The organism is Achromobacter sp. CSND-B12 (assembly GCF_052906545.1).
Genome location: NZ_JBREGJ010000001.1, coordinates 4,568,961 through 4,589,627, shown reverse-complemented (window position 1 = coordinate 4,589,627; position 20,667 = coordinate 4,568,961). Strand labels below are relative to the sequence as shown.

The following is a 20,667-nucleotide window of genomic DNA, read 5'->3' as shown; positions in this document are numbered from 1 at the left end:
ATCAGCCCTCCCCGCCCGACCGCGCGCCCAGCAACTTGGCCCGCACCTCGGCGACCCATTCCAAGAATCCCTTTTGCCGCATGCTCGCCATCCAGCGCATGTAAGCGCCCAATACCCACCAGGCAGGCAACCCTGCAAGCAACATGCTCGGCCCCAGTACATAGAACTTGGCCAGCAACGCGTCATCGCTGCCGGCGCCGTGCTGGGCAAGCCACGTCATGGCCTCCATCAACCCCGGCTTCCAGGCGATGACTGCCCCGGCGAGCGCAGGGCCGAACATGAAGGAACATGCGACCGTGCAGATGGTGCGTACCGTGAACTCGCGGCCGGTACGCGGGGGCATGATGAGTAGCCCCAGAATCGCCGCGATTGCCGCCGGCACACCGTAGGCCATGGCGACCTTCACCGCCGCCAGCCCTCCCAGACCTTCCAGACCCTTCAGGGCCGCCAAGCCGCCCAACCCCGTGGAACTCGGTTCCATAAATTCTCTGCTCCTGTTGATGGTGTGCATGATTGCCTCTCCCGTATGGACGAAAAAAAGCCCGCCGAAGCGGGCCTTTGATCAAGTGGACGTGTTCGCCAAGTCGAACGGTGGCAGCTCGGCCAGCAGCCCTGCCACCGTGGGCAGTTCGGCACCTCCATCTCTTATGTCGAACCACCGACCTCGAACCACGCTTCGCCATGCGCGAAACGCTCGCCCCTGCTCCTGGAACTTCGGCACGGCGGCCTCGTCGGCATATGAAATGGCATCATCAATTCCCTTGAATTCATAGCTTCGGGCAACGACGTTCAGATGCCGCTCGACCGCCGCGCTCAGCAACGCGATCTGCTCTTCACGGGTCGGCGCCGGAACTTGGCCCCATCGGGGCATACCGTCCGAGCCAGCTTCTCGCTGCTTTCCTTCTGGCGCAACTGCCAGCGCGAACTCGGCGAAGCATTCTTCGCTCACCTCAACAGGATCTTCAGGCCACGACCCAACCGCCTCGTAATCCGATCGCATGGCGGCAGGGTAAAAGGCATTCATCTTTGCGCTATAGAAGTACATATCCGAATCCTCAATGGCCGATGGCGAAGACGCGAGGCGCCGATCCTGACGGATTCGAGCCGATAGCGTCCAGCCGAACCGTCGCAGAGTTCTGGTTGAATGACATCACTTGGGCTACGCAGTCGCAATCCGTTGTCAGGGACGCCACTGCCTGCAAAGTGCGCGTCGGAAACGGGATCGGATAGCTGATCGTGCTGTCCTGTGCCGGGTTTGCCCCCGGGCCCAGCGCCCACTGGAAGATCAGGCCGCCAGGCAGCCGCTGATATCCGTTTGGCGCGAGCGACTGGTTGGCGGCTCCAAACGACTGTGCCAGCGAAGAGGGTGTCAATACCGTGGCCGCCTCCGACCAGGACTGCGCCTCAGCTGCCGTAGAGAACCGCGAGATGCCCGCTACCGCAGTCGATGCACTAGGCACGGAGGGAATCATTGACTGCACTTGGCCCAACGTCACCGCGTGCCTGGATTTTGTGGCGTCGGGGATCTGCAGCCGCCCTCCACTGGAAGACACCATTACCCAACTGTCGACCAACTGCGCATACACCACCTCGCAGACGCTACCCACAACAATCTCGCCGCCTTGCAATGGGCTACCCGCCAGCCCCACCAACGGCTTTGAAGGAAGGCTATTGGCCGCGAAGGAGCAGCCCCCCGTATTCGCGGACGTCGCGCGAAACCGCAAGACAGCCCCATCGACAAGGGCAGTGACCGCCGGCGTGTAATTAGCTCGGTAGCTATTCGTCGTACCGACGTCTATCGCATAGCGCCGATTGGCGGCCGCAGTCAACGTCTGAATCGCCTTGAGCAGTTGCCCATTATCTTGCTCGTCTGGATCCAGGTCGCCCGCCCTAATCACTGCCAGGACCTCATCGGTCAAGGCGTTACCCCATTTCGCCGGAATCAACGAGCCGGCGCGACCAGCAATGGGATCCTCGTCGATAAAGCGACCATCCACCAGGCCAACACCCGGCACACTCTTAGGAAAATCCATGCGTTACCTCACTGATACTCGAAAAGGACATGCGTATGCGCAGGCTGATAGCGGCGCACGATGCACTCGATAATGTTGTTTGGGTTGGCGCCGAAGCGCTCCCCCCATTGCGTGATTCCAAACCGGGCCCCGCCAGGTCGACGTGCGCCAAGGTGGAATTTCCATAGGAACTGTTGCCGCCGCGTACCGAATCGGGAAAGCCCGAAATGGGATCTGCCAAACCTTGGCGCCCTGTACTCCTCAATCCAAGCGTCCGGGTATCCCAACTTGCGCGCGATCTCGACAAAGTAGGCCGGATCCTGGCGCCCGACCTCACCGAAACGGCGCACCACCTCCGCCCGACGCTCCGCAAATGTCCCCTCACCTCCGAGGCATGGGTCGGGGAGCCCGAGGACTCGCTCCCAATCCGGGAGCAATTCGCGCACGCCAGACGGGACAAGTTCGGCGACGAGATCCTCGGCCCGAGCATCGATCCGGGCAAACTCCGGTGCCAGGCCGGCCAGAACGGCGCAGAACTCGGGCACCGCGTCCGGCTCCCACGCTGGCCCCGGAGGAAGCAGGGTCGCCATCTGCTGCCTATAATCCGCCTCCGACCTCACAACCATTCCACACCTCCAAACACCGGGAGCTCGCTGGCCTCGGGAATGACGTCAGAGGCGGGCGCCACGAGACGATGATCCTCCTCGCCAGCAGTCTCGCTGATCGCTTGACCGATATGCGTCCAGATGAGCCGAGCGCCTAGGTCGCCCTCACGGACAAAGAGTTCTCGCAGAGCAGCTTCAACCCTCGCGCGCAGCGCTGTGGTATCAGGCGTTACCGAAAGGCGGCACACCACAGGCAGCGGCACAGGCGCCATCGCGTAGACCTCCGCACATAGCGGACGCTTGCTATCCAGGTGAGCCTGCACTGCGGCGATAGCCGACGGACTCGGTATAGGGTCGGGGTCGTTGTCTCGCACGAAGAACACGCCGACCGTTCCCAGCCCGAGGAAATTACGGCGCGCCCATGCGCGCGTGACACCGGGCACCTCAGTAGCCCAGTCCACGTAATCCTCCTCATCCCCTCCATGGGGGATGCGCCGGAAACTCCGCACCACCCGCGACCGCCAAGCCTCCAGCGTTTCCTCGTCCGTGCCGGCCGTGAGGCCGCCCTCCCCCACTTCGGCCTGATCCTGCACACCCTGCACAGGAGATACCAGCGAAACACGCAGCCCGGGAGGCGCGTTACCTGCAGCTCCGGCCTGCACTGCGCGCACCGGAATCTCCTGACTGGGGACCGTCAGCGTGACAGCGCCGCTGGTCGCGTATTGCCTGCCGTCCTGCGTCTGCAGCAGCACGCCCTCGTCCACCACCACGCCGACGGCTCCCCGAATCACGACACTCCCGACGGCGCTTGTCGCGGGCGTCCGGGAAACCCCTCGCATCGCAGCCCATCGCGCGAGAATGTCTGCGTCGCAGCTGTCCGGCAAAACCTGCAGGGCAATCCACCCGAGGAATCCATAAAGTCCGTAGGCCGTCCCTCCATGCACGCGAGACAGTACCCGCTGGTCCGAGCGCCGCAGTACCGAATCGGCCTGTGCCGATAGGTCGCTTTCAGCGCGCGCGACCAGCGCCGGTAGCGTAGGGGTTTCAAAAGGCATTCTTGATCACCTGCCAAACGTCGTTGAACTCGGCCAGCCGCTCCTGCTGGCCGTCCGCCCGTATTCCGATAACACGCATTGCCAAGCGCTCGCGCCCCTGACGTTCCGCCTCCACTTCAAAGCCCACCACCAGCCCATCCTCGACCAGCCAGGCCAAAGCCTCGCGGGCGTAGGTGATCGCATCCCGAATGGTCGCCTCCACCAATGTGCGCCGGCGCAATAGCCAGAGCCGAGAGCCGATGCGGTCATCCGCGACCGAAGGAAAGGAGTCCCCCCACCAGCCCTGCAGATCTGCGTCGTCGACAGGATCACTGGGCAACGCGCGCCGCCAGGTGAAAAGGCTGATAACAATCGCCCGATCCAATGGCGTCGTTACTCCCGTGCTGTAGCGAATGTCCATCAGACCGGTCCCCCGCTAACCTCGTCGCCTCGCGTGACCTCCTTATGGCCGTGCGCCCTGAAGCTGATATTCCCGACGGTCACATCCCCTGCAACCGCGGCGCTTCCCGACACGTCCAGGGCGGGCGTCGTGAACTGCATCCCACCCGGCGCAACAACCTCATATCGATCCGCATTGACTCGATATGTCTGCGTCGTCACCTCGACGACGCGCCCGCGCTTAAAGACGATCGAATCACCTTCATCCGAATAGAGCGCAACCTCTCCAGGCTCCAGCGCCTTCAATCGAAACCTCCGATCGGACAGACAAATCACGGCGCCATGCGAACGGTCGCCGCCGAGGAAAACCACTATGCCCTCGGCCCCGGCCTTGGGGTGAGACGTAAAGCCATAGGGCTCAAAATGCTCGAGCCCACCCTTAACCTCGCTTGCGGTGATCCGCATCTGCACACTCTGCAGCTTGCGCCCCGCATCCACCAACATCAGCACACCGCGCGCGATCATCCCGCGCAGCGATTCCGCAATGGCCATCTCTAGTTCTCCCAGTCCTCGGGGAGCAAGTACTCGAAGGCGTCACCGCCTTTTCCCTTCTTGCGCTTGCGCCCTTTCTTATGCGTAGGCTCCGGCACGTAGCCGTCCGGCGGCGCTACCGTCACCGTTGTCAGCATGCCGCCGTCCCCCAGCTCATAAGAAACCTCGGTTATGAGCATGTCGCGGTCGAAGCCGATTAAGTCGTCCTGCACCCTTACGACGAGGTTTGGCCTCCATAACTCGCCGTTACTCTGCCGCCAACCTTGCACCTGGTAGGTAGTCTTCAGGGCGCGACTAATTCGGTAGTCGCGCTCCCATTCGGCCCGGCGCTGGGCGAGCGCGGGCGTCAGCTGCCCACTAGGGTTCACCTTAAGCATGCGCCGCCGCCCGACACGCGAGTCAGTCACGGCAGCGGCAACCTCGGAGGCCGATTCACCGAACTCGTCGTCGGTGCCGGACCGCTGCCCGATGCACCGATACTCCGAATACACCCGCGAAAAATCTAGCGGTGAATCGCCTGCCTTGATGTTCGCGCCAAGCTTGAGTGTGTCGACCGCCCGGCCTTCACTGCCAGGCCTGGCCATCACCAGCCGGCCCCGGCCATCATCCGTCGCAAACAACTCGGACAAGCTAAGCAGCCGATCAATGGACTCGAAAACCGTCTCCGTCGGCTCGATGCTGTGATCGGCCACTGATGCGCTGTCCTCTGCTTCGTCGACGACCTTGACGCCATAGGTGCCAGCCAGGGCGCGCACGATCGATGCCACCGTTTGGCCACGCCATTGCCCAGGCTTCTCGTCAACCGTGCAATCGATCAGATCCGAGGTAAGCGATCGACCGGACACCGAGACGGTCACCTCCGTCGCGGAGTAACGTATCGGCGACGCGTACACGTAGCCCGTCAATACCAGATCCCGTCCGATTCGCACCTCGCACCTGGCACCATGCTTAATGCGGATAGGCCTCTCCGTGCTACCCGGCCATTTCCAGGTCACCGCGAGCGTGAAGTCCCGCGCGAGCCGTTCTATGCCCGCACCGATAGAAATCTGCTTCCAGCCACGGTACTCATCACCATCGACCACCAGCGTTACCACGGTATCCGGATCCGGCTTAGCCACCACCTCACCCTCCTATCAATTTGAGTTCGCGGACCGGCAAGAACCCGGGATGCATGACACGGTTTCGCGTCACAATTTCTCCGGCGCGCGTGGCGTCGGCATATTCCTTGTAGGCAAGAACCAACCCGGGAAAAACTGCGGCAGGCGTATAGCTCTTAAGCCTCAGCCCCCCGGTGCCCACAGCGTCCAAATGCCGCCCGGCCGCTACCCTCGCCGAGGTGAGCGCCTCGTAATGGCCCGTATCCGCATTGAGCGCCAACGCCCACGCCGCCTGTCCCAACTGATCCCGCGCGTCTCGCACGTCCTCAACGACCGGCAGGTCGCGGCGCCCTCCACCGAGCAGCGCATCCGCCAAGTCGCGCCCATTTCCCCCGTCCACTCTTACAGGCACGTCCCTCAACGCGTCCACCGGCAGCACAGAGTCCGAACGGGCGGGGGGACTGGCCGTGGGCAACACCGCCACGTCGCGTACGGCATCAACCAGCGCAGCATCGCCGACGAGATCAACGACGGCCCCGACAATCGACGCGGACGTCGGATCAGCGAGCGGCGAGATAGAACGCACTCGCGACACGGCTGAGCTCTTGCCTGCCACGCCTGCGAGCGACACAACGCCATCGCCCCTCGAGGCGTCACCAAACCCCCGAAACTCTCGAATGACTTCGTCGACCAGGCCGAACACGCGCCCAGCGAATGCACCGGGCGCGGTCGTTATCTCCGCATACACCGCCTGGGCGTCGCGAAACAGCTCCTTAAAGGGCAAGGAGCCATCATCCAAGATCTGCGATATCTCGCGCAGCCGTCCCTGCACCAGGCCGACCTGCGCCTTGGCGCCGTTGACGGCCCCCATCGCCGCCGAGAACCTGCTCTGTGCAGACGTCTGCACAGACGATGCGGCGAGGCCTGCGCGCGTGCCGGTACTCGCCGACCCCACCGGAAAAGCTGAGCTCTCCCCTTTCGTGAACTCAAGATCAAAGCGAACGACACCGCCCTCGCTCTCCGAATGCGAGACCTCGACCATCGTAGCGACCACCATCTCGCGGCCATACCAGGGATGCACGAGCTCGCCAGCGCCCTCCTCCTCCAGCGCCTTGAGCAGCGCATCCCGCTGGCCGAAGCAATCCGCACCGGCGACCCAGGCGGAAAAGCTGAATGTCTGCGTGGCCAGGCCCATGTCCTCGATCATGGGCACATCACGTTTCGGGTACTCATGCAGTACCGTACGCCTGCCTCGCTTGCTGCGCTCCGAATCAACCAGAAACGGGACGCCGCGAAACGAGGCTTTTTCCTTTTCATCCTTCCATGCCATCTCAGCCCCCAACCGCAAGCGTCCGGTAGCCGACCGACGGCGTGACGCTCAGCCCTGACTGATTTGTCTGCGCCTGCTCGACGCGCATCCCGGGCGGCGCTCCCTCGAAGCGAATCCGAAGGTCGCCGTCGAGCTTTGCAGGTTGCTGCGCAGCTGCGCCGAGCGCCATTCCTGCAGCGCCGCCACCGGCCCGCGCAGCCTCATAAGACGCGACACTCTGCGCCGGCGCCGCGGCCGGCTTGTCTCCTCCTCCAAAGATGCCGCCGAACTTCTCCTTGAGCCATTGCAAGCCGCCAGTGATCGGCTCGATGTAACCTTTCACCCGCTCCCAAAGGCCTTTAAACCAGTCGACCAACGGCTCCCAATTCTTCATAACGAGGCCGAGCGGTGTCGCGTTTAGAAATACCCCTTTGAGCCCCTCCCACGCGCCTTCCGCGCCCGATACAAGCGAAGTCCAAAGACCGTCGAAAAAGCCGCTGACGGTCGACCAAACATCTTGGATTCCCTTCCATGCGGAGTCGCCCCAAGCCGAAATGTTGGTCCAAAGCTCGCGGAACCATGGGCCGACCGTCTCCCAGTTCGCAAGCAAAAAGCCGGCAGCCAGCGCCATACCTCGGACAACAAGACCGAGCGGGCTCATTCCCACGACAGCATTGAGCACTCGCATCGCAACAGAGGCGCCGACCATCGCTACTCGGATCGCGCCAAACGCCAGCGCAGCGCCCAGGATTCCTTTGATCAACCACGGATTGGCCCGGATAAGCGCTGCGATCTGGTCAACCATCGGCCCCACCGCACCAATGAATCCATTGATGGGCGGGAGAAGGATTGATCCGATCGCTTCGCCGGCCGCTACAACGCGGTTCTGCAACAACTGGATGTTGTTCGCAGTAGTCGCTGCACGCGCCTCGTACTCCTTGCTCATTGAGCCGGCATACTTGGTCTCGTCGCCAACGTTCGCAAAGTTCTTCTTGAGAAGATCCAGGTTGTTCAACATCGGCGCGATCGCGCCAATCGACTCGCGCCCGAACAGCGTTTGCAGCACGGAGGCCTGCTTGGTTTTGTCGACTTTGCTGATGGCCGTCAGGATGCGAACAATCGTCCCCTGAGCGTCCTTTTGCATGTCGACTGCAACCTTCTTGGCGTCCATACGCAACGCCTTGAAAACCTGCTGTTGCTGCTTGGTGGCAGACGCGCCCGCAGTCAGCGTCAACATGAAATTCTTCATGCCGGTGGCCGCCACCTCCTCTTGTACCCCCATGCCGGCGAGGGTGGCGCCCATGGCCGCGATCTGGCCTGACGCCAGGCCAGCCACCTCGCCCAGCGGTCCAATGCGCGTGACGATCGAGGCGATCTGCTTAGCCGATGCCGGGCCGTTGTTGCTCAGATAGTTGATCTTGTCGGCCAGGCCGACGACCTGATCCTGGGTCAAACGAAATGAGGTGCGCCACTTCGCCATCATCTCGCCGGACTCCTCCGCCGTGCTGTCAAAGGCAACACCCATCTTTACTGCGTCTTCGGCAAACCGGGTAAGCTCGCCTCGGGCTAGGCCCGCCTGCCCGCCGGCTGCGACGATCGCCGCGATGTCCTTCGCCGCCATCGGCAGCCGAGTCGACATACGGATCACGTCGTCGCCCATCTGCTTGAACTGGGCCGGGCTATCGAAATCGACGACCTTGCGGACGTCCGCCATGGCCGACTCGAATTCAATCGCGGCCTTCGCGCCAGCGATAAACGGCGCGGCGAAGGCCCCACCCTTTGCAAGGTCGCCGAGGCTAAAGCCCTTTGACAGGCTGCTCGACTCCAACGACTTGCGAAACGCCGCGACATTCTTCTTCGCGCCGCCCATAAGCGGCGACAGCTTATCAACGCCCGTTATGAGCGCTTTGAGCTGGAACTTCTCTCCCGCCATCCCTCAGCCCTCCTCGTTACGCTGCTCTCGGACGATCCGCTCGCACTCGCGAGCCTGCTCGAGCAATAGCTCGAGCGGGCGCTGCATTGCCACCTCGGGGTCTATACGCCAGAAGTAGGCAACGTCATAGACGAGCCGCCGGAGCTCGTCGTACGTTCGGGCTCCGACTTCAAGAAAAAACCGGCGACCATCCAAGCCAGGCCATTGAAGTCGGCCATGTCCAGCTGATCGATGGACGACATAGGGATGCCGGCCATCCTGACGATGTACTTCGCCGCGGCCTCGGGATCGATACGGACACTCTCGTCCGAGGCGATGAGGTACGGGAGCGCGCGGATCGCTCGGGCGTCAGCCGGCCCCAACTTGCGCAGCGCGAGGCTGGTGAGCTCCTCGCCGTGGGCGGTAATCGGACTGCTCAGAGGGAAGATCTGTTCGCTCATTGCCACACCCCGCGCACGCCGTCGAACTGCAACTGCACCTTGCCGTCGTCGCCGGTCGCGACAGGCTCGCCGACCTGGTACGCCTGCGACAGCACGTAGGTGCGCCCGTTCTTGAATTCGACAGTTACCGTCATGTCGATCGCATCCTGCAGCTTCTTGAGCGGAAACCCGGGCGTGAACAGGGCATCGACCTTCACATACGGAATACGGTCCGTCTCCGAGAAGTAGCCCGGGCGCAGGCTCTCCCGCGTGTAATCACTGGTCGGCACCTCGGCAGATCCGGTCACTTCCAGCTGCTGGCCGTCAACCTTGAAATAGACGGTTCCCGCTACTTTTTGCCCCATGGCAAAGCTCCTTCATCTGAAAAAGAAAGGGCCCGCAGCGTGCGGGCCCCACATACAACAACACGCGACCGACTAGGCGGACTGCGGATATTGCTGGCGGAACTGATTGAGCAGCGCCACCACACGCAGCTGATTCACGTAGTCCGGCGGGAACAGGATGTTCACCCGGTTCGGATTGGAGCTGTCACGCTCCACGATGAGATGCTCGCGAAACGCCTCCTCGTTTTCCACGATGCCCCTGCTCTCCAGCTCCATGTAGGCCGCGATGAGCTCGTTGCGGATGATGCTCGGCGTAACGATCGCCTGGCCGTCCCCGAACCGCGTGCCGTCGTTGGCCAGCTTGTGGCGCCCATACTTGCTCGTGATCCTGCCTTTCAAGAAGCGGATGATGTACGCCGATTGGTGCATCGTCTCGCTGTCGAGATACGAGTCGTCTGGTTGGCCCCACGCATTGCGCTGGTAGGTCGTGATGGCGCGCTCGATGCGCACCGCGTCGACCGAGCAATACGACGTCGCGATCCCGGACCACAGCAGCGACTGCCGCTCCAGCATGGTGAACTGCTTGCCAGCCGGTGGCGGCGAGATCCCGACCAGTTCCCCGGTCTGCGTCGGCCGCGCCGGGTCGGCAGAGATGAACACCGCTTGACGTGCGACATAGGCCGCGCCCACCTTCCAGCACGGTGCAGACGTCTGCATTTCGAATCCATGCACAGTGTGATGCTGATCGTTGCGGTCGCGGCCAGCCGTGACCAGCTCTCCCAGCGCACCCCGACGCGCGGCGTAGACATGGCCGTACAGCATCTTCGACCAGGCCCACCTGCCCGACACATCGTCCATCCACACCTTGAACGAGTCCAGCGAGGCAGGGTCGGTGAACGGGTGAAAGATGAACTCGAACTCAGCGTCGCCGACCTTGGACAGCAGCTCGTCAACGTCAGGCGCTCCAGCGCCCTGGGTCGGCTGCGTCAGCGTCAGCGCGAGACCCGCCGGCGTGCGCTCACCACCAGCCGCGCCTCGCAAGTTGACGCCGATCCGAATGTCATTGCCGAGCAGCCCCTTGAACTTGGCCGTCAGGGAGACCTCGACGACTTCGCCTGCCACAGCCGACTGCGCAGAGACGCAAAGACCCCTGGCATTGATCGCGGAGGCCAGAGCCGCGCCCACGGCGCTCGATGCCATGCCATTGACGATCGTCACCTGGATCCGGTCGTCCCCCACGTAGAAGCAAAGCACGCCCGGCTCGGTCGCGGCGCCCGTGATGGCCACCTTACCCACGGCTGCGGCCCCTTCCATTCGCACGGGCAGCACCCACACCTCGCCCATCGGATCGCCCTTGCGCCACTGCGCGTAGGCCTCCGCCAAGGGTGACCCGACGCCGGCGAGCGCGCGCACCTCGCTTTCCTGGGTGGCGATGACCAGATCCAGGCTACCCGTCGTGTCATCGTTCGCCGGCGCGATGATCAGGCGACGCAGCTGAGTCGATCCGCTATTCGCCTGGGACGGGTCCATCTCTGCATAGAACAGCGGTACGCGGTTGTCATTGGAGATTTGGTTGAACGAGATCATTTACTTCCGCTCCCCGCTTTACCCGTCCCTTGCTTGGCGACGGCCACGTCCTTATCCTCGATGCGGCGGATCCAGTACGGGTCCCGCACCACCAGACGGCCCTCCACCGGCAGCACATCGCCTCGCGCGGGATCCGGCACCGTCCGCCCCTCTTGGGGCACCACGTAGATTTCAATCTTTGCCATGCGGCAACTCCATTCTTGCTTCATGTTCAATCCGGCCGTCGGGGCCGGGCTTCTTGAGGTTGGGGTCCGCCATCGGATCAATCGCATCGACGCGCACTGTCATCCCCTCCAGCATCGCGAGGCGGTCAAGCTCGCGCTCTGGCCAGGTCTCGGCCGGCACCTCGCCCTTGACGCCCGCTCGCCCAAGCATGAATGCAGCCGAGAAGCTGAACCGATACGAACAGCGTGCCCGGTCGATCTTCGTCAGCGAGCCCCCGTCGTAGACCAGGCCGTCATATCCTTCGTCGGGCTCCCACCCCGCCAGCGCAACAAAGAGCTCCCGGCGAACCTCGTGCAGCATGTCGGCCACCAACACGCCTTGCTCGTCCTTGACTGGCATGACAACCAGTATGTCAATCGAGTCTCTGACCTCCTGTAAATATGATGTTTGCGACCCCAGGTCGCCGGCGTCATCCTCCGCCTGTATGACGTAGGCGGCAGGCGCAGGCTGTTTCGCCGATCCCAGGACCACATCAACATCCAATCCGCCGGCAACGCGCCCTTCAAATACGGGCGCGTGCGCCTTCAAATGCTCCGCAACCAAAGAGACACGCATTGCGTTACCTCACTTCAACGCAGCGGCGAACGCGCCCTGCAGCACGGAGCGGACGTTTCCGGTCTGCTCCTGCAGCGCGTCGACCATGTAGTTTCCTCGTGGTTTGATCCTCCATTTCCCGTTCTTCGGCTGCGCCCTCCCGTCTTTGCGCGCCGGGTTTCCCGTCACACCGTAAAACAGGTAAGCCGGGTAGAAATGTTTACCCATGGCCGGGGTCCTATTCGGCCCCACGCGGACGAGAAAGCCCGGGCGACTGACCTTGACCGATATGCTCCGCGCGAGCGCACCCGAGCGGCCGGCGGGGTAATCCTCCAGGGCAGCACCCTTTCTGATCTTGAAGCGGCTCGCCCGTTGCACCAGGCGGCCCCCGGCGCGCATTCCCTTGCGTATCGGGCCCTTGTTGAAATCCAAGCGGCGGAAGCTGTCCCAGCCCTCAACGTGCATGTACCCTGAAAGACCGCCCCTAGCTGCCATGGGTCAGTTGCTCCACCTCAAAGACCGTGAAATCCCGGCCGCCTTTAAGCGGCGCGGATCGCTCCACTCTGTACACCGTTGCGCGGTGGACTATCTCGAAATCATTTTCAACTCCCTCGAGATAGCGCACCAGTATGCGATGAGTGATCTTGCGATCCGTCTGCATCCCAGCCAGGTAAGAGGCCGTACCAACAGGGACTATCTTGGCCCATCGATCGAACTCCGACGGGAAACTTGCCTCAAGCCCGCCACCGGCCACAGGAAGGTGTTCGACCCGTCGAAATCGCACCCGCTTGTCCAGTTCTCCTGCCTCTGGGTAGTCCATCTAAACCCCCATGTTGATGCGATAAGGAGTGAGCAGCGCAAGTACAGCGCGACTGTTCACATCCGGCGAACTGCCTTTCGGCCCGTAAAGAGCTTCCACCTGCAAGAGGATCGCAGCAGCAACCGCATCGGGACATGTCTGGACCTCACGCCCTTGATCGTCGAGCTCGACCCACGGAACCGACCTCCCCAGCGTCCTCGCCACGCTGTCGACTGCCGCACCTAAAAGCCTGGTGAGAATGCGGTCCAACTCTGTCCCGTCGACACGCAGGTGCTCTTTGACTTCGTTGAGATCAGGAACCCCCGCCATTGCGCGTCCCTCCGCGGCCCTTGTTTTGCGGTTCGGGAGCCTTCTTGTCGGCATGATCCGGAGCGCGCTTCGGCAGCACCTGACCGGCCTCGAGCTTCTTGCGGCCGGGCCCCTCCTCGTCAACCAGGCCTGCGAGTTGAAGCGCCTTGAAGCGGCGGGAGTCGAGGTCCAGCAGCACCGTCCCCCGGCGTACCAAGCCCTCGGTTTCATTCTCGAACGTGCTGAGTGCAATTGCTTTCATCGTTGCTATGGCGGCGTTGCCGCCGCCCTCCATGTGTAGACGTTGACGGGGTTACTCGCCCGCCGGCGGCGCCACCGCCGTCGAGGGGAACGTCCCATGCACGAACGACGCCGGGCGATACACAGCCAGCGCCGCGCGCTCTTCGGCGCGAATCGTGAGCATGTTCTTGATGAAGTTGTCACGATCCTCGGCCGAGATTTCGACGGTCGCGTCTTCACGGTCGAACAGCTGCGCGCCTGCGTTGAATGCGCCGACCAGGAAATCGCCCGGAGCCATCGCCATCGACTCCACGACCGGATAGCCCCACAGGTTCTTTCCGTTGTAGAGCGTCGGATTCGACCAGATATAGTTCCCGTTCTTGTCCTTGGTCAGCTCGATCGCCTCCCACTCCTCCGGGTGCATGATGATGGCGCTGGGCCGATACAGGGACAGCCGCACCTGCAGCAACGCATGGCGCACCACGTCGATCATGGTGTCGCCATCCTTGTTGCGCGCCACCTGGTACGCCGCAGCTTGAGGGATGATCCCCAGCATATTGGCGCCCGTGCCGTCGCCCAGCAGGATCTGCTGTTCTTCCTTGAGCTGCAGGCCGTACAGCATGCGCATGTCGATATAGGACTGCAGTTGCGGCGCGTCATCGAGGATCTGCTTGCTGGCCGGGATCCAGTGAGCGATCGTTTTGACGCCGGCATTGGCGAGCTCGAACGTGATATCGCTTTCCGGCTTCTGCGCACCCTCGGCCACCGCTGCGGCGTTGTTGGTGAACACATCCTCACGCACATACTCGACCGAATTGCTGGTCGTACGACCGGGCAGGAGCAGGTCACGGACCACCAGCTCACGGAGCGGCGCCACGACAACGCCCGGCAGACGGTCAGCGGGTACCATGACGCCGGCAGACGTCGCGGCGCTGGTGACGGCCTTGACGGCGATGCGGCCGGAACGAGATGCACGGCCTTCCGCAACGCTCTTGTAGCCGTCCGATTCGGCGACCACCTCGCCCCAGGTCTTAACCCGAGGTTGGTCGGCCGCACCACGTCGGGCCATTTTCTGTTCCAGATCGAATAGGCGCTGCTGCACCTCGAGCCCTTCGCCGGCGATCTTCTCCAGGGCGGCTTTCGTTTCGGCCGAGATCTGGCCCAGCGACCTGATCTCCTCGCCGGCCTTTTCGGCGAACTTCTTGATCGTCTCGTCACGCTTGGCGAGATCCTCGAGCAGGCTCTTGATCTCGACGCGCTCGTCGCTGCCGGAGCCGCCACCGCTCTTGCGAGCCATTTCGCCCAGCGCACCGGCCACCGCGCCCATCAGCGCGCCTTGTTCAGACAGATTGGATTGCATAGTTTTCCCTTCAAAGTTGGGGGAGAGTGAAGTTGCGCAGGCGCTCGGCGAGCGGCTGCAGGTCGGTCACAAGCCCACCCTCGGACTCGCTCCGGAGCAGATGCTTGAACCCGTGGCTCGCAATGGCCACGGCTTGGGATTTGGAGAAGCCTGCCTCGCGCAGGAGCCGCTCAAATCCCGGAAGGTCGGGCAGTGTGCCCTGGCTGAGAGCAAACTTGACCGCGTCCACGCGCGATTCTTCATTCGCGGGAAACGTGACAAGGCTCACTTCGACCAGCTCGAGCTTCTTGAGCCGGCGCACGCCAGCCTTCTGGTCGAACGTGTCGTCACGCACGTAGTACCCGATCGAGAGACCAGAGACGGCGCCAGCTTGCAGCAAGGCGTACGCTTCCTTGGCCTGCTGCACGTCATCCTTCAGAAGGCGCCCCTCGACCCACAGGCCATGGCTGTCTTCTTTCATGCTCGTGTACACACCGATCGGCTGGCCGCTGCGGTGCTGCCACAGCACCGGCACCGCGCGCCCTTTCTCGGCGATGCTGGCAAGCGTCTCCGTGAAGGCGCCGCGCTCGACCACTTCGCCGTAGCTGTCGACCACGTCGAACACGCTGCCGTAGCCAGAAAAAAGGCCGTCATCGCTGACGGCCTTGATTTCGAGATTGAAGTCCCTGATCTTCAAGGACGCGTTTTTACGTTTCATCGTGAGTTTCCTGTTTGGGTCTCCCCAGCCAATCAAGCAGCGCCTCGCGCGCTTTGCCCTGCGTCGCATCCTCCTTCCCGATCTGGTCTACCGGCACCAGGTTCGCCTGCACGAAGTGCCGATCCCCCCCTTCGTACGGTTCTCCGTCCTCCAGCTCAATGATCTCGTTCGGACTGAGATAGGCGTTCTGCAAGCCGGACGCATAGAGCGCCGCCCGCCCCTTCGCATCCGCGCGCAGCAACCCTTGCAAACTGAACTTGACGTAGTACCGCTCCCGCTCGTTGGGAGGAAACAGGCCGTTGAGCGACTGCTCAATCTTGATAATCAGCGGGTTGAGCCCCGTGACTTTCCAGCCCATCAGCAGTTGCTCAACGCCCGAGCCCCACATCGTTTGACCCTGGGCGGCGTGCCCAATCAACACCGGCGGTACGTTGCACATCCACCGGCATAATTGCTCAATGGAGAAGCCCCTGCTCTGCAGGAGCTGCGCGTCCTCCGGATTCATCGCGACGGGCGCGTACTTCATGCCAGCCTCAAGCACGAGCGTTCGCCCCGACTCCGAACCGCTGGCGACCTGAGTGATTACGCTCTCGCGCACCTCTTCCCTGTTCCCCTTGGTGAGAATCTGGTCCGTGGTGACATAGCCGGATGGGCGCAAACCGTTCTTGAATATGGTGGCCGCCGTTTCCTCCTGCGCCATCGCCGCGCCCAGCGTATGACGCGCGTAAGAAATGGGCGACAGCCCCATCCGGCCATCAAGGGTGAAGCCCTTGAGGTGCAGGATCTCGGTCTCGCTGTATTCAAAGCGATGACCGTTCTCATCGACATACACGAACAGCATTGAGCCGTCGCGCTGCAGCTTCGGCGCCATGCGCTCCGGCCGCAGCGGCTCGAGGGCAATGATTTTTTCAGCACCATTGCGCACGATCAGCGCGTAGGCGTTTCCCCAAAGCAGAATGGAAGTCAGCAGCGATTCCCAGAAATCCGCCGCCGACATATCGGCATTCGGCGCGGCCGCAATAACCTTGTGAAGCCAATGCTCGCTGGCGCTCCGTCGTCGACCGTCCTTCTTTTCGTACACCGATAGGGGCAGGGTCGCCACCAGCTGCGATATCAGCTTCACACACGCCCAGACGACATCGAGCTGCAGCGCCGTCTGGGCCGAAACGCTTTTGCCTGAGTAGTTTGTCGTGGACGCGTAGTAACGCCAGAATCCGGGCTGGCGAAGGCTTATTACCCTCCCCAGCCAAGATGCGGCGGCTTTCATTGAGATTTTCATCAGAACACGATCGGGTTACGCAGGAAGTCCGATAGATCCTGCTGGTTGTGCGCACTCGCGCGCGTTAGAGCCATGACGACCGCGACGATCGGGTCTATTCGTCCCTTCGGCTTAGACCGCTTCTTGTCCGGCCTAAAGTTTCCGTTCGAGTCGTAGAGCAATGACACGTTGCCCGCGGCCCAGCGCAGCACAGGATTGCCGCCGTGAGCCAAACGTCCGCTATAGACAAGTTCCTCGAGCTTCTTTGAACCCGGGTACATGCCTTGCGTATTCTGAGGAACCTCGACTAGCGTTATCCCTTCGTCCGCCAGCTCGTTTGCTAGCTGTGTTGAGTTCCACTTGTCGTAAGCCAGTTCCTCAAGATCGAACAGCTGCGCAGCCTGGAGCACCTGTTCCTTCATCGGGCGATAGTCCACAACATCGCCATCGGTGACGTGTAGCGCGTCCGCCGCCTCCCATTTTCCATAGGGCGCGGCATCGGCCTTGGACTGCTCATCCACCTTGGACCGAGGGCAGTAGGTCCACACCAGCACATACCAGCGCGGATCATCGTCCGTAGGAGGAAACACGAGCGCGAAAGAAGTGAGATCTCGCGTCGCGGACAAGTCCATACCGCCGAAGCACTTTCGTCCGAGCAACTGCTCGATCTTTACCTCCGCTGCGCCTCGATCCCACTGCGTCAGATCCAGCCACCCCTCCGCATCGTTGCACCAAAGGTTCAAGTCCTTCGTCTTGAAGTTCGCCAGAGCGGAGGGCAGCGCCTGCGCCTTGCGGGCCATGTCCCGCATGTAGTCAACCGTCTTGGATCGGCCGAGGCCTGGATTTGCCTTGATCCAGACCTCCTCATCGAACGGGTCATCGTCCTTGTCCAGCGTGTAGACGTACCCGAAGAAACTATCGTCCTCGCGCTCTCGGCGCAGTAACGAGATCAGGTACGATCTAACCTCCGTGCAGATTCCATCGAGGATGAAGCCTGCCGTCGTGATCGCCGACAGTAGAGGCTGTTCCCGCGCGCCGAATCCAGATTCCAGCACGTCCCACTGCTCGCGCGACCGCTGAGCGTGCAACTCGTCATACAACACCGCCGACGGGTTGAAGCCGTCCTGGGCATCTGCGTTGCTGGCGATGGGCTTGAATACTGACGCGCCTGCCTCGATGCGCTCCTGGTTCTGGCCTTCAAATATGCGGAATGATCGGGCCACGCCACGCGACTTACGAGCCCATCGACGGAAGTTCTCGAACGCCGGCCGGAATACCGTCATGGCCTGCTCGCGAGTTGTGGCCACCGCGTAGACTTCCGCGCCTGGCTCCCCATCCATCATGAACAAGTACGCTCCCTGCGGAGCCTTCCACGTAGATTTCCCGTTCTTGCGCGCCACCTCCTCATAAGCACGCGTGAACCGCCTGAACCCGCTGCCGGCTTTACGCCAGCCATACAGCACGGCGGTCCAGAACTTCTGCCAAGGGTCCAGCAAGATCGGCTGTCCGGCGAGGCGACCTTTGACGTGGACAAAGTACTTTTCTATGTACTCGATCATGTGCCAGGCATGCGCCGGACTGAAATACAAGCCGCGCTGTGCAGACGTCTGCAAATCTCGGTAGTGCCGCTCGACTGCCAGCATCACCAGCTCGCCCACCAGGATCTCGCCGCGCAGGACCGGGACGCCATACTCGCGGTCCCAAACCTCCCAGGCGTCTTCCGGCGGAACGAGCTTTAGGCGGCGCTTGGGCGGCTTCGGCCGTGCTCGACGAGATCGCCGAACAGATCGTCCTGGCCGCTCTCGCCGACTTTGCTCTCCTTGAGCTTCGCCTCGACTTGAGACATCACCGTCATACATGCTTCAGGCAGATCCCGTTTAAGTTGCTCGGCGCCTTTGCGCTCGTTGTAGCTGTGCGGAAGCTCGTAGCGGTTGCCTTCCTTCGAGGTCGCGTACCGACCGTGCTTTTCGCAAAGAGCCCTGTCTTGGACCCAAGCCCGGATGCACTCCACTAGCAAGGTCAGCTGCATCGCGGCGGCGGTGATATCCCGCTTGCTGCTGAGAAGTTGATCGCACAGCCAGATATAGATGCGGCGCCATTCTTCGTCGACCTGGATCGACGGCGGTGGCATCGGCAGCTCGATGCCGAACTTTGCCGACCGCCAAGGGGTTACGCCTCCCCCGCCTTGGATGACCCCCAGCGGGGGCTTTATCTGGTCCATCGTGACTCCATTTCAGATTGAGGGGCCACGCGAGTCGAGTACTTAGATTTCGATGCGCTAGAGGGGCTGCTATTTCACCCCTCCCCCCCTTTTTCGAACCTTTCCCATAAAAATTCAGCTGGGCGCTCGGTCCCGACGCCGTTCGCCCCGACTTTCGACCCCCCTACCCGTCCCCGACCCGTCCCCGTATAGCGGGCGCCCCTGCGCGCCCCCTTCGCGCGCGGATCCGGTGCAGACGTCTGCATCGAGCCTCCAGCCATGGCCCGCCGGTTGCCGAACGCACCATCCTCTCTCGCGGTCTTGCGCGAGTGACACGCCCAGCACAGCGGTTGCCAGTTGCTCCGATCCCAAAAGAGAGAACGCGCCTCAACGATTCGCTCCGGCTCGCCGGACGCCAGCGCTTCCGCCAGCCGGTGCGGCACGATATGGTCAGTGACTTCGGCCGCAGTAACTCGCCCACGGTCAGCGCAATGGCGACACAATGGGTTGTTGCGTAGAAAGCCCTGGCTGGTCTTAGCCCAGCGATATCCGTACCCCCGGCTGGCGGCGCTGCCGCGCTCGCGATCTTTCTCGCGCGCACGTTCCTGCTGAGCGACGGCATGCCGCTCGCAGTAGCCGCCGTTTCGCACAAGCGCTGCACACCCCGGATGCAGGCATGGGCGAGGACGGGCTACTGGCATTTGAGACACCAAAAGAAAAGGCCCGGCGTGAGGGCCGGGCCTTGATGTGGTGGAGCGCTTTGACGCAAGCTCCGCAGGAATGTAGCGAATTATGCAGATTTGGGTTTACGTCATTTAATTCTGTTTGTTACCACACAGACGATAGCTCGCGCACTCACCTACTTTATTGTCAGCATAACTGGTGTCATCTGAGCGACAAAGGTATCGAAGAAGAACGCCTTAACAAACGGTTTGGAGCCTGCGTTCTCCCAGAGGTGCTTGGCGTCGCGCACAGCATCCGAGGTAGTCACATACTCCGGTTGGATCGCACGCATGAGCGCGATCGTGGCGCACATAATGTCCTGCAGTGCGGTGCTATCACGATCCGTCGCAGTTATCTCAATCCTCTGAATTCTGTTCCCTTCCGCAAGTATTCGAACATCAAGCTCAGACTTGTTTTTCCATTGATAGTACCAGCCGCCAGGGACCGCCACACCAGCGGCGAACTTGCCAGCAGCACACTGCGGCACTTCCTTAATGTAGGTCTGGAACCCATTCTCAAATTGGGATTTTGTGAGCTCCATTGCCTGAGCGCCAAACGCACTCAAGGCACTGCCCACCAAAGTCGCGCAAATGCATATTTTCCTCATTATTTCACCCTGGAAAGTCAAGATCAGGGGCGAGTATACAAACGCGGAAGCAAATCACGCTGCAGCCAGCTTCCGGGACGGCCCGCACGAGGGAACTCGGCGGCTACGAAGATCAAGCCATTCTGCGATCGCCTCATCTGCGGCGCGAAGGCGCCTGCATAAAGTCAATCTGGATATGCCGATCCTCTTCGCCGCCGCCTCGAGTGTTCCGTCATTCATATGCCATTCGGCTACCGCATGTTTCAGCTCCAATGGGAGCTTCGATACAGCGTCGTCAGTGATTGAGCATTCAATGGCGTCCACCGGCACCCACGGCCTATACCCATCGCTGACCCAGTCGAGCGACGCGAGAGGACTCGACCCACTACCCGTGGCTCCCGTCCTCAGCCATACAGCCCAGGAATCCAGTCGCTCGCGTATTTCG

At 62.0% G+C, this 20,667-nt stretch carries 25 protein-coding genes; all 25 read right to left on the bottom strand.

The window, feature by feature from the left end:
- Position 1: 1 nt before the first annotated feature.
- The 25 genes from ACUTAG_RS21760 to ACUTAG_RS21640 all read right to left on the bottom strand — a co-directional run bounded on the left by ACUTAG_RS21760 (position 2) and on the right by ACUTAG_RS21640 (position 20,177).
- The gene (locus ACUTAG_RS21760) at positions 2-481 is read right to left on the bottom strand and encodes a hypothetical protein (protein ID WP_446650456.1); all 480 of its coding nucleotides are present in this window, start codon (positions 479-481) and stop codon (positions 2-4) included.
- A gap of 81 nt (positions 482-562) precedes the next feature.
- A complete protein-coding gene (locus ACUTAG_RS21755) occupies positions 563-1,045 on the bottom strand; it encodes a tail fiber assembly protein (protein WP_446650339.1) in 483 nt (160 codons plus the stop codon).
- Between the two features lie 10 nt (positions 1,046-1,055).
- On the bottom strand, positions 1,056-2,033 hold the full coding sequence (locus ACUTAG_RS21750; RefSeq protein WP_446650338.1) for a gp53-like domain-containing protein: 978 nt from the start codon (positions 2,031-2,033) through the stop codon (positions 1,056-1,058).
- Positions 2,034-2,041: 8 nt separating this feature from the next.
- Positions 2,042-2,602, bottom strand: coding sequence for a YmfQ family protein (locus ACUTAG_RS21745; RefSeq protein WP_446650337.1), 561 nt, complete (start codon positions 2,600-2,602; stop codon positions 2,042-2,044).
- A gap of 26 nt (positions 2,603-2,628) precedes the next feature.
- Positions 2,629-3,672: a baseplate J/gp47 family protein gene (locus tag ACUTAG_RS21740; RefSeq protein WP_446650336.1), complete on the bottom strand. Its 1,044-nt coding sequence runs from the start codon at positions 3,670-3,672 to the stop codon at positions 2,629-2,631.
- Positions 3,662-4,072 carry a phage GP46 family protein gene (locus tag ACUTAG_RS21735; protein WP_051429001.1) on the bottom strand — a complete coding sequence of 137 codons (411 nt, stop codon included), beginning with the start codon at positions 4,070-4,072 and terminating at the stop codon, positions 3,662-3,664. Before ACUTAG_RS21735 ends, ACUTAG_RS21740 begins: the two co-directional genes overlap by 11 nt.
- Complete coding sequence (locus ACUTAG_RS21730) at positions 4,072-4,602, bottom strand: phage baseplate assembly protein V (protein ID WP_241115821.1); 531 nt, start codon at positions 4,600-4,602, stop codon at positions 4,072-4,074. The genes ACUTAG_RS21735 and ACUTAG_RS21730 overlap by 1 nt, the downstream gene beginning before the upstream one ends.
- A gap of 2 nt (positions 4,603-4,604) precedes the next feature.
- Positions 4,605-5,720: a phage baseplate assembly protein gene (locus ACUTAG_RS21725; RefSeq protein WP_210815861.1), complete on the bottom strand. Its 1,116-nt coding sequence runs from the start codon at positions 5,718-5,720 to the stop codon at positions 4,605-4,607.
- A 4-nt stretch (positions 5,721-5,724) separates the two neighbouring features.
- Positions 5,725-7,029 carry a DNA circularization protein gene (locus ACUTAG_RS21720; RefSeq protein ID WP_446650335.1) on the bottom strand — a complete coding sequence of 435 codons (1,305 nt, stop codon included), beginning with the start codon at positions 7,027-7,029 and terminating at the stop codon, positions 5,725-5,727.
- A 1-nt stretch (position 7,030) separates the two neighbouring features.
- Entirely contained in the window at positions 7,031-8,941 is a 1,911-nt protein-coding gene (locus tag ACUTAG_RS21715) for a phage tail tape measure protein (protein ID WP_446650334.1), read from the bottom strand.
- Between the two features lie 101 nt (positions 8,942-9,042).
- Positions 9,043-9,381 carry a phage tail assembly protein gene (locus ACUTAG_RS21710; protein WP_026382258.1) on the bottom strand — a complete coding sequence of 113 codons (339 nt, stop codon included), beginning with the start codon at positions 9,379-9,381 and terminating at the stop codon, positions 9,043-9,045.
- Entirely contained in the window at positions 9,378-9,725 is a 348-nt protein-coding gene (locus tag ACUTAG_RS21705) for a phage tail tube protein (protein WP_026382259.1), read from the bottom strand. The genes ACUTAG_RS21710 and ACUTAG_RS21705 overlap by 4 nt, the downstream gene beginning before the upstream one ends.
- A gap of 72 nt (positions 9,726-9,797) precedes the next feature.
- Positions 9,798-11,291 (bottom strand): phage tail sheath subtilisin-like domain-containing protein, encoded by a 1,494-nt coding sequence (locus ACUTAG_RS21700; RefSeq protein WP_210815793.1) that lies wholly within the window; start codon positions 11,289-11,291, stop codon positions 9,798-9,800.
- Positions 11,288-11,476, bottom strand: a complete 189-nt coding sequence (locus tag ACUTAG_RS21695) for a DUF2635 domain-containing protein (protein ID WP_035199277.1) — start codon at positions 11,474-11,476, stop codon at positions 11,288-11,290. The genes ACUTAG_RS21700 and ACUTAG_RS21695 overlap by 4 nt, the downstream gene beginning before the upstream one ends.
- On the bottom strand, positions 11,463-12,071 hold the full coding sequence (locus ACUTAG_RS21690) for a phage tail terminator protein (protein ID WP_026382261.1): 609 nt from the start codon (positions 12,069-12,071) through the stop codon (positions 11,463-11,465). Before ACUTAG_RS21690 ends, ACUTAG_RS21695 begins: the two co-directional genes overlap by 14 nt.
- A 9-nt stretch (positions 12,072-12,080) precedes the next feature.
- The gene (locus tag ACUTAG_RS21685) at positions 12,081-12,482 is read right to left on the bottom strand and encodes a hypothetical protein (protein ID WP_446650333.1); all 402 of its coding nucleotides are present in this window, start codon (positions 12,480-12,482) and stop codon (positions 12,081-12,083) included.
- Between the two features lie 52 nt (positions 12,483-12,534).
- Entirely contained in the window at positions 12,535-12,870 is a 336-nt protein-coding gene (locus ACUTAG_RS21680) for a phage head closure protein (RefSeq protein WP_210815794.1), read from the bottom strand.
- Complete coding sequence (locus ACUTAG_RS21675; RefSeq protein ID WP_076415467.1) at positions 12,871-13,179, bottom strand: head-tail connector protein; 309 nt, start codon at positions 13,177-13,179, stop codon at positions 12,871-12,873.
- Entirely contained in the window at positions 13,163-13,420 is a 258-nt protein-coding gene (locus ACUTAG_RS21670) for a hypothetical protein (RefSeq protein ID WP_133434507.1), read from the bottom strand. Before ACUTAG_RS21670 ends, ACUTAG_RS21675 begins: the two co-directional genes overlap by 17 nt.
- 51 nt (positions 13,421-13,471) lie before the next feature.
- Positions 13,472-14,758 carry a phage major capsid protein gene (locus tag ACUTAG_RS21665; protein ID WP_240680781.1) on the bottom strand — a complete coding sequence of 429 codons (1,287 nt, stop codon included), beginning with the start codon at positions 14,756-14,758 and terminating at the stop codon, positions 13,472-13,474.
- A gap of 10 nt (positions 14,759-14,768) precedes the next feature.
- On the bottom strand, positions 14,769-15,455 hold the full coding sequence (locus ACUTAG_RS21660; protein WP_240680782.1) for an HK97 family phage prohead protease: 687 nt from the start codon (positions 15,453-15,455) through the stop codon (positions 14,769-14,771).
- Positions 15,445-16,722, bottom strand: a complete 1,278-nt coding sequence (locus tag ACUTAG_RS21655; RefSeq protein ID WP_446650332.1) for a phage portal protein — start codon at positions 16,720-16,722, stop codon at positions 15,445-15,447. The genes ACUTAG_RS21660 and ACUTAG_RS21655 overlap by 11 nt, the downstream gene beginning before the upstream one ends.
- Before the next feature lie 11 nt (positions 16,723-16,733).
- Entirely contained in the window at positions 16,734-18,371 is a 1,638-nt protein-coding gene (locus tag ACUTAG_RS21650) for a terminase large subunit (RefSeq protein ID WP_446650331.1), read from the bottom strand.
- 77 nt (positions 18,372-18,448) lie between these two features.
- Complete coding sequence (locus ACUTAG_RS21645; RefSeq protein ID WP_446650330.1) at positions 18,449-18,934, bottom strand: hypothetical protein; 486 nt, start codon at positions 18,932-18,934, stop codon at positions 18,449-18,451.
- 838 nt (positions 18,935-19,772) lie between these two features.
- Positions 19,773-20,177, bottom strand: coding sequence for a hypothetical protein (locus ACUTAG_RS21640; RefSeq protein ID WP_446650329.1), 405 nt, complete (start codon positions 20,175-20,177; stop codon positions 19,773-19,775).
- Positions 20,178-20,667 lie beyond the last annotated feature (490 nt).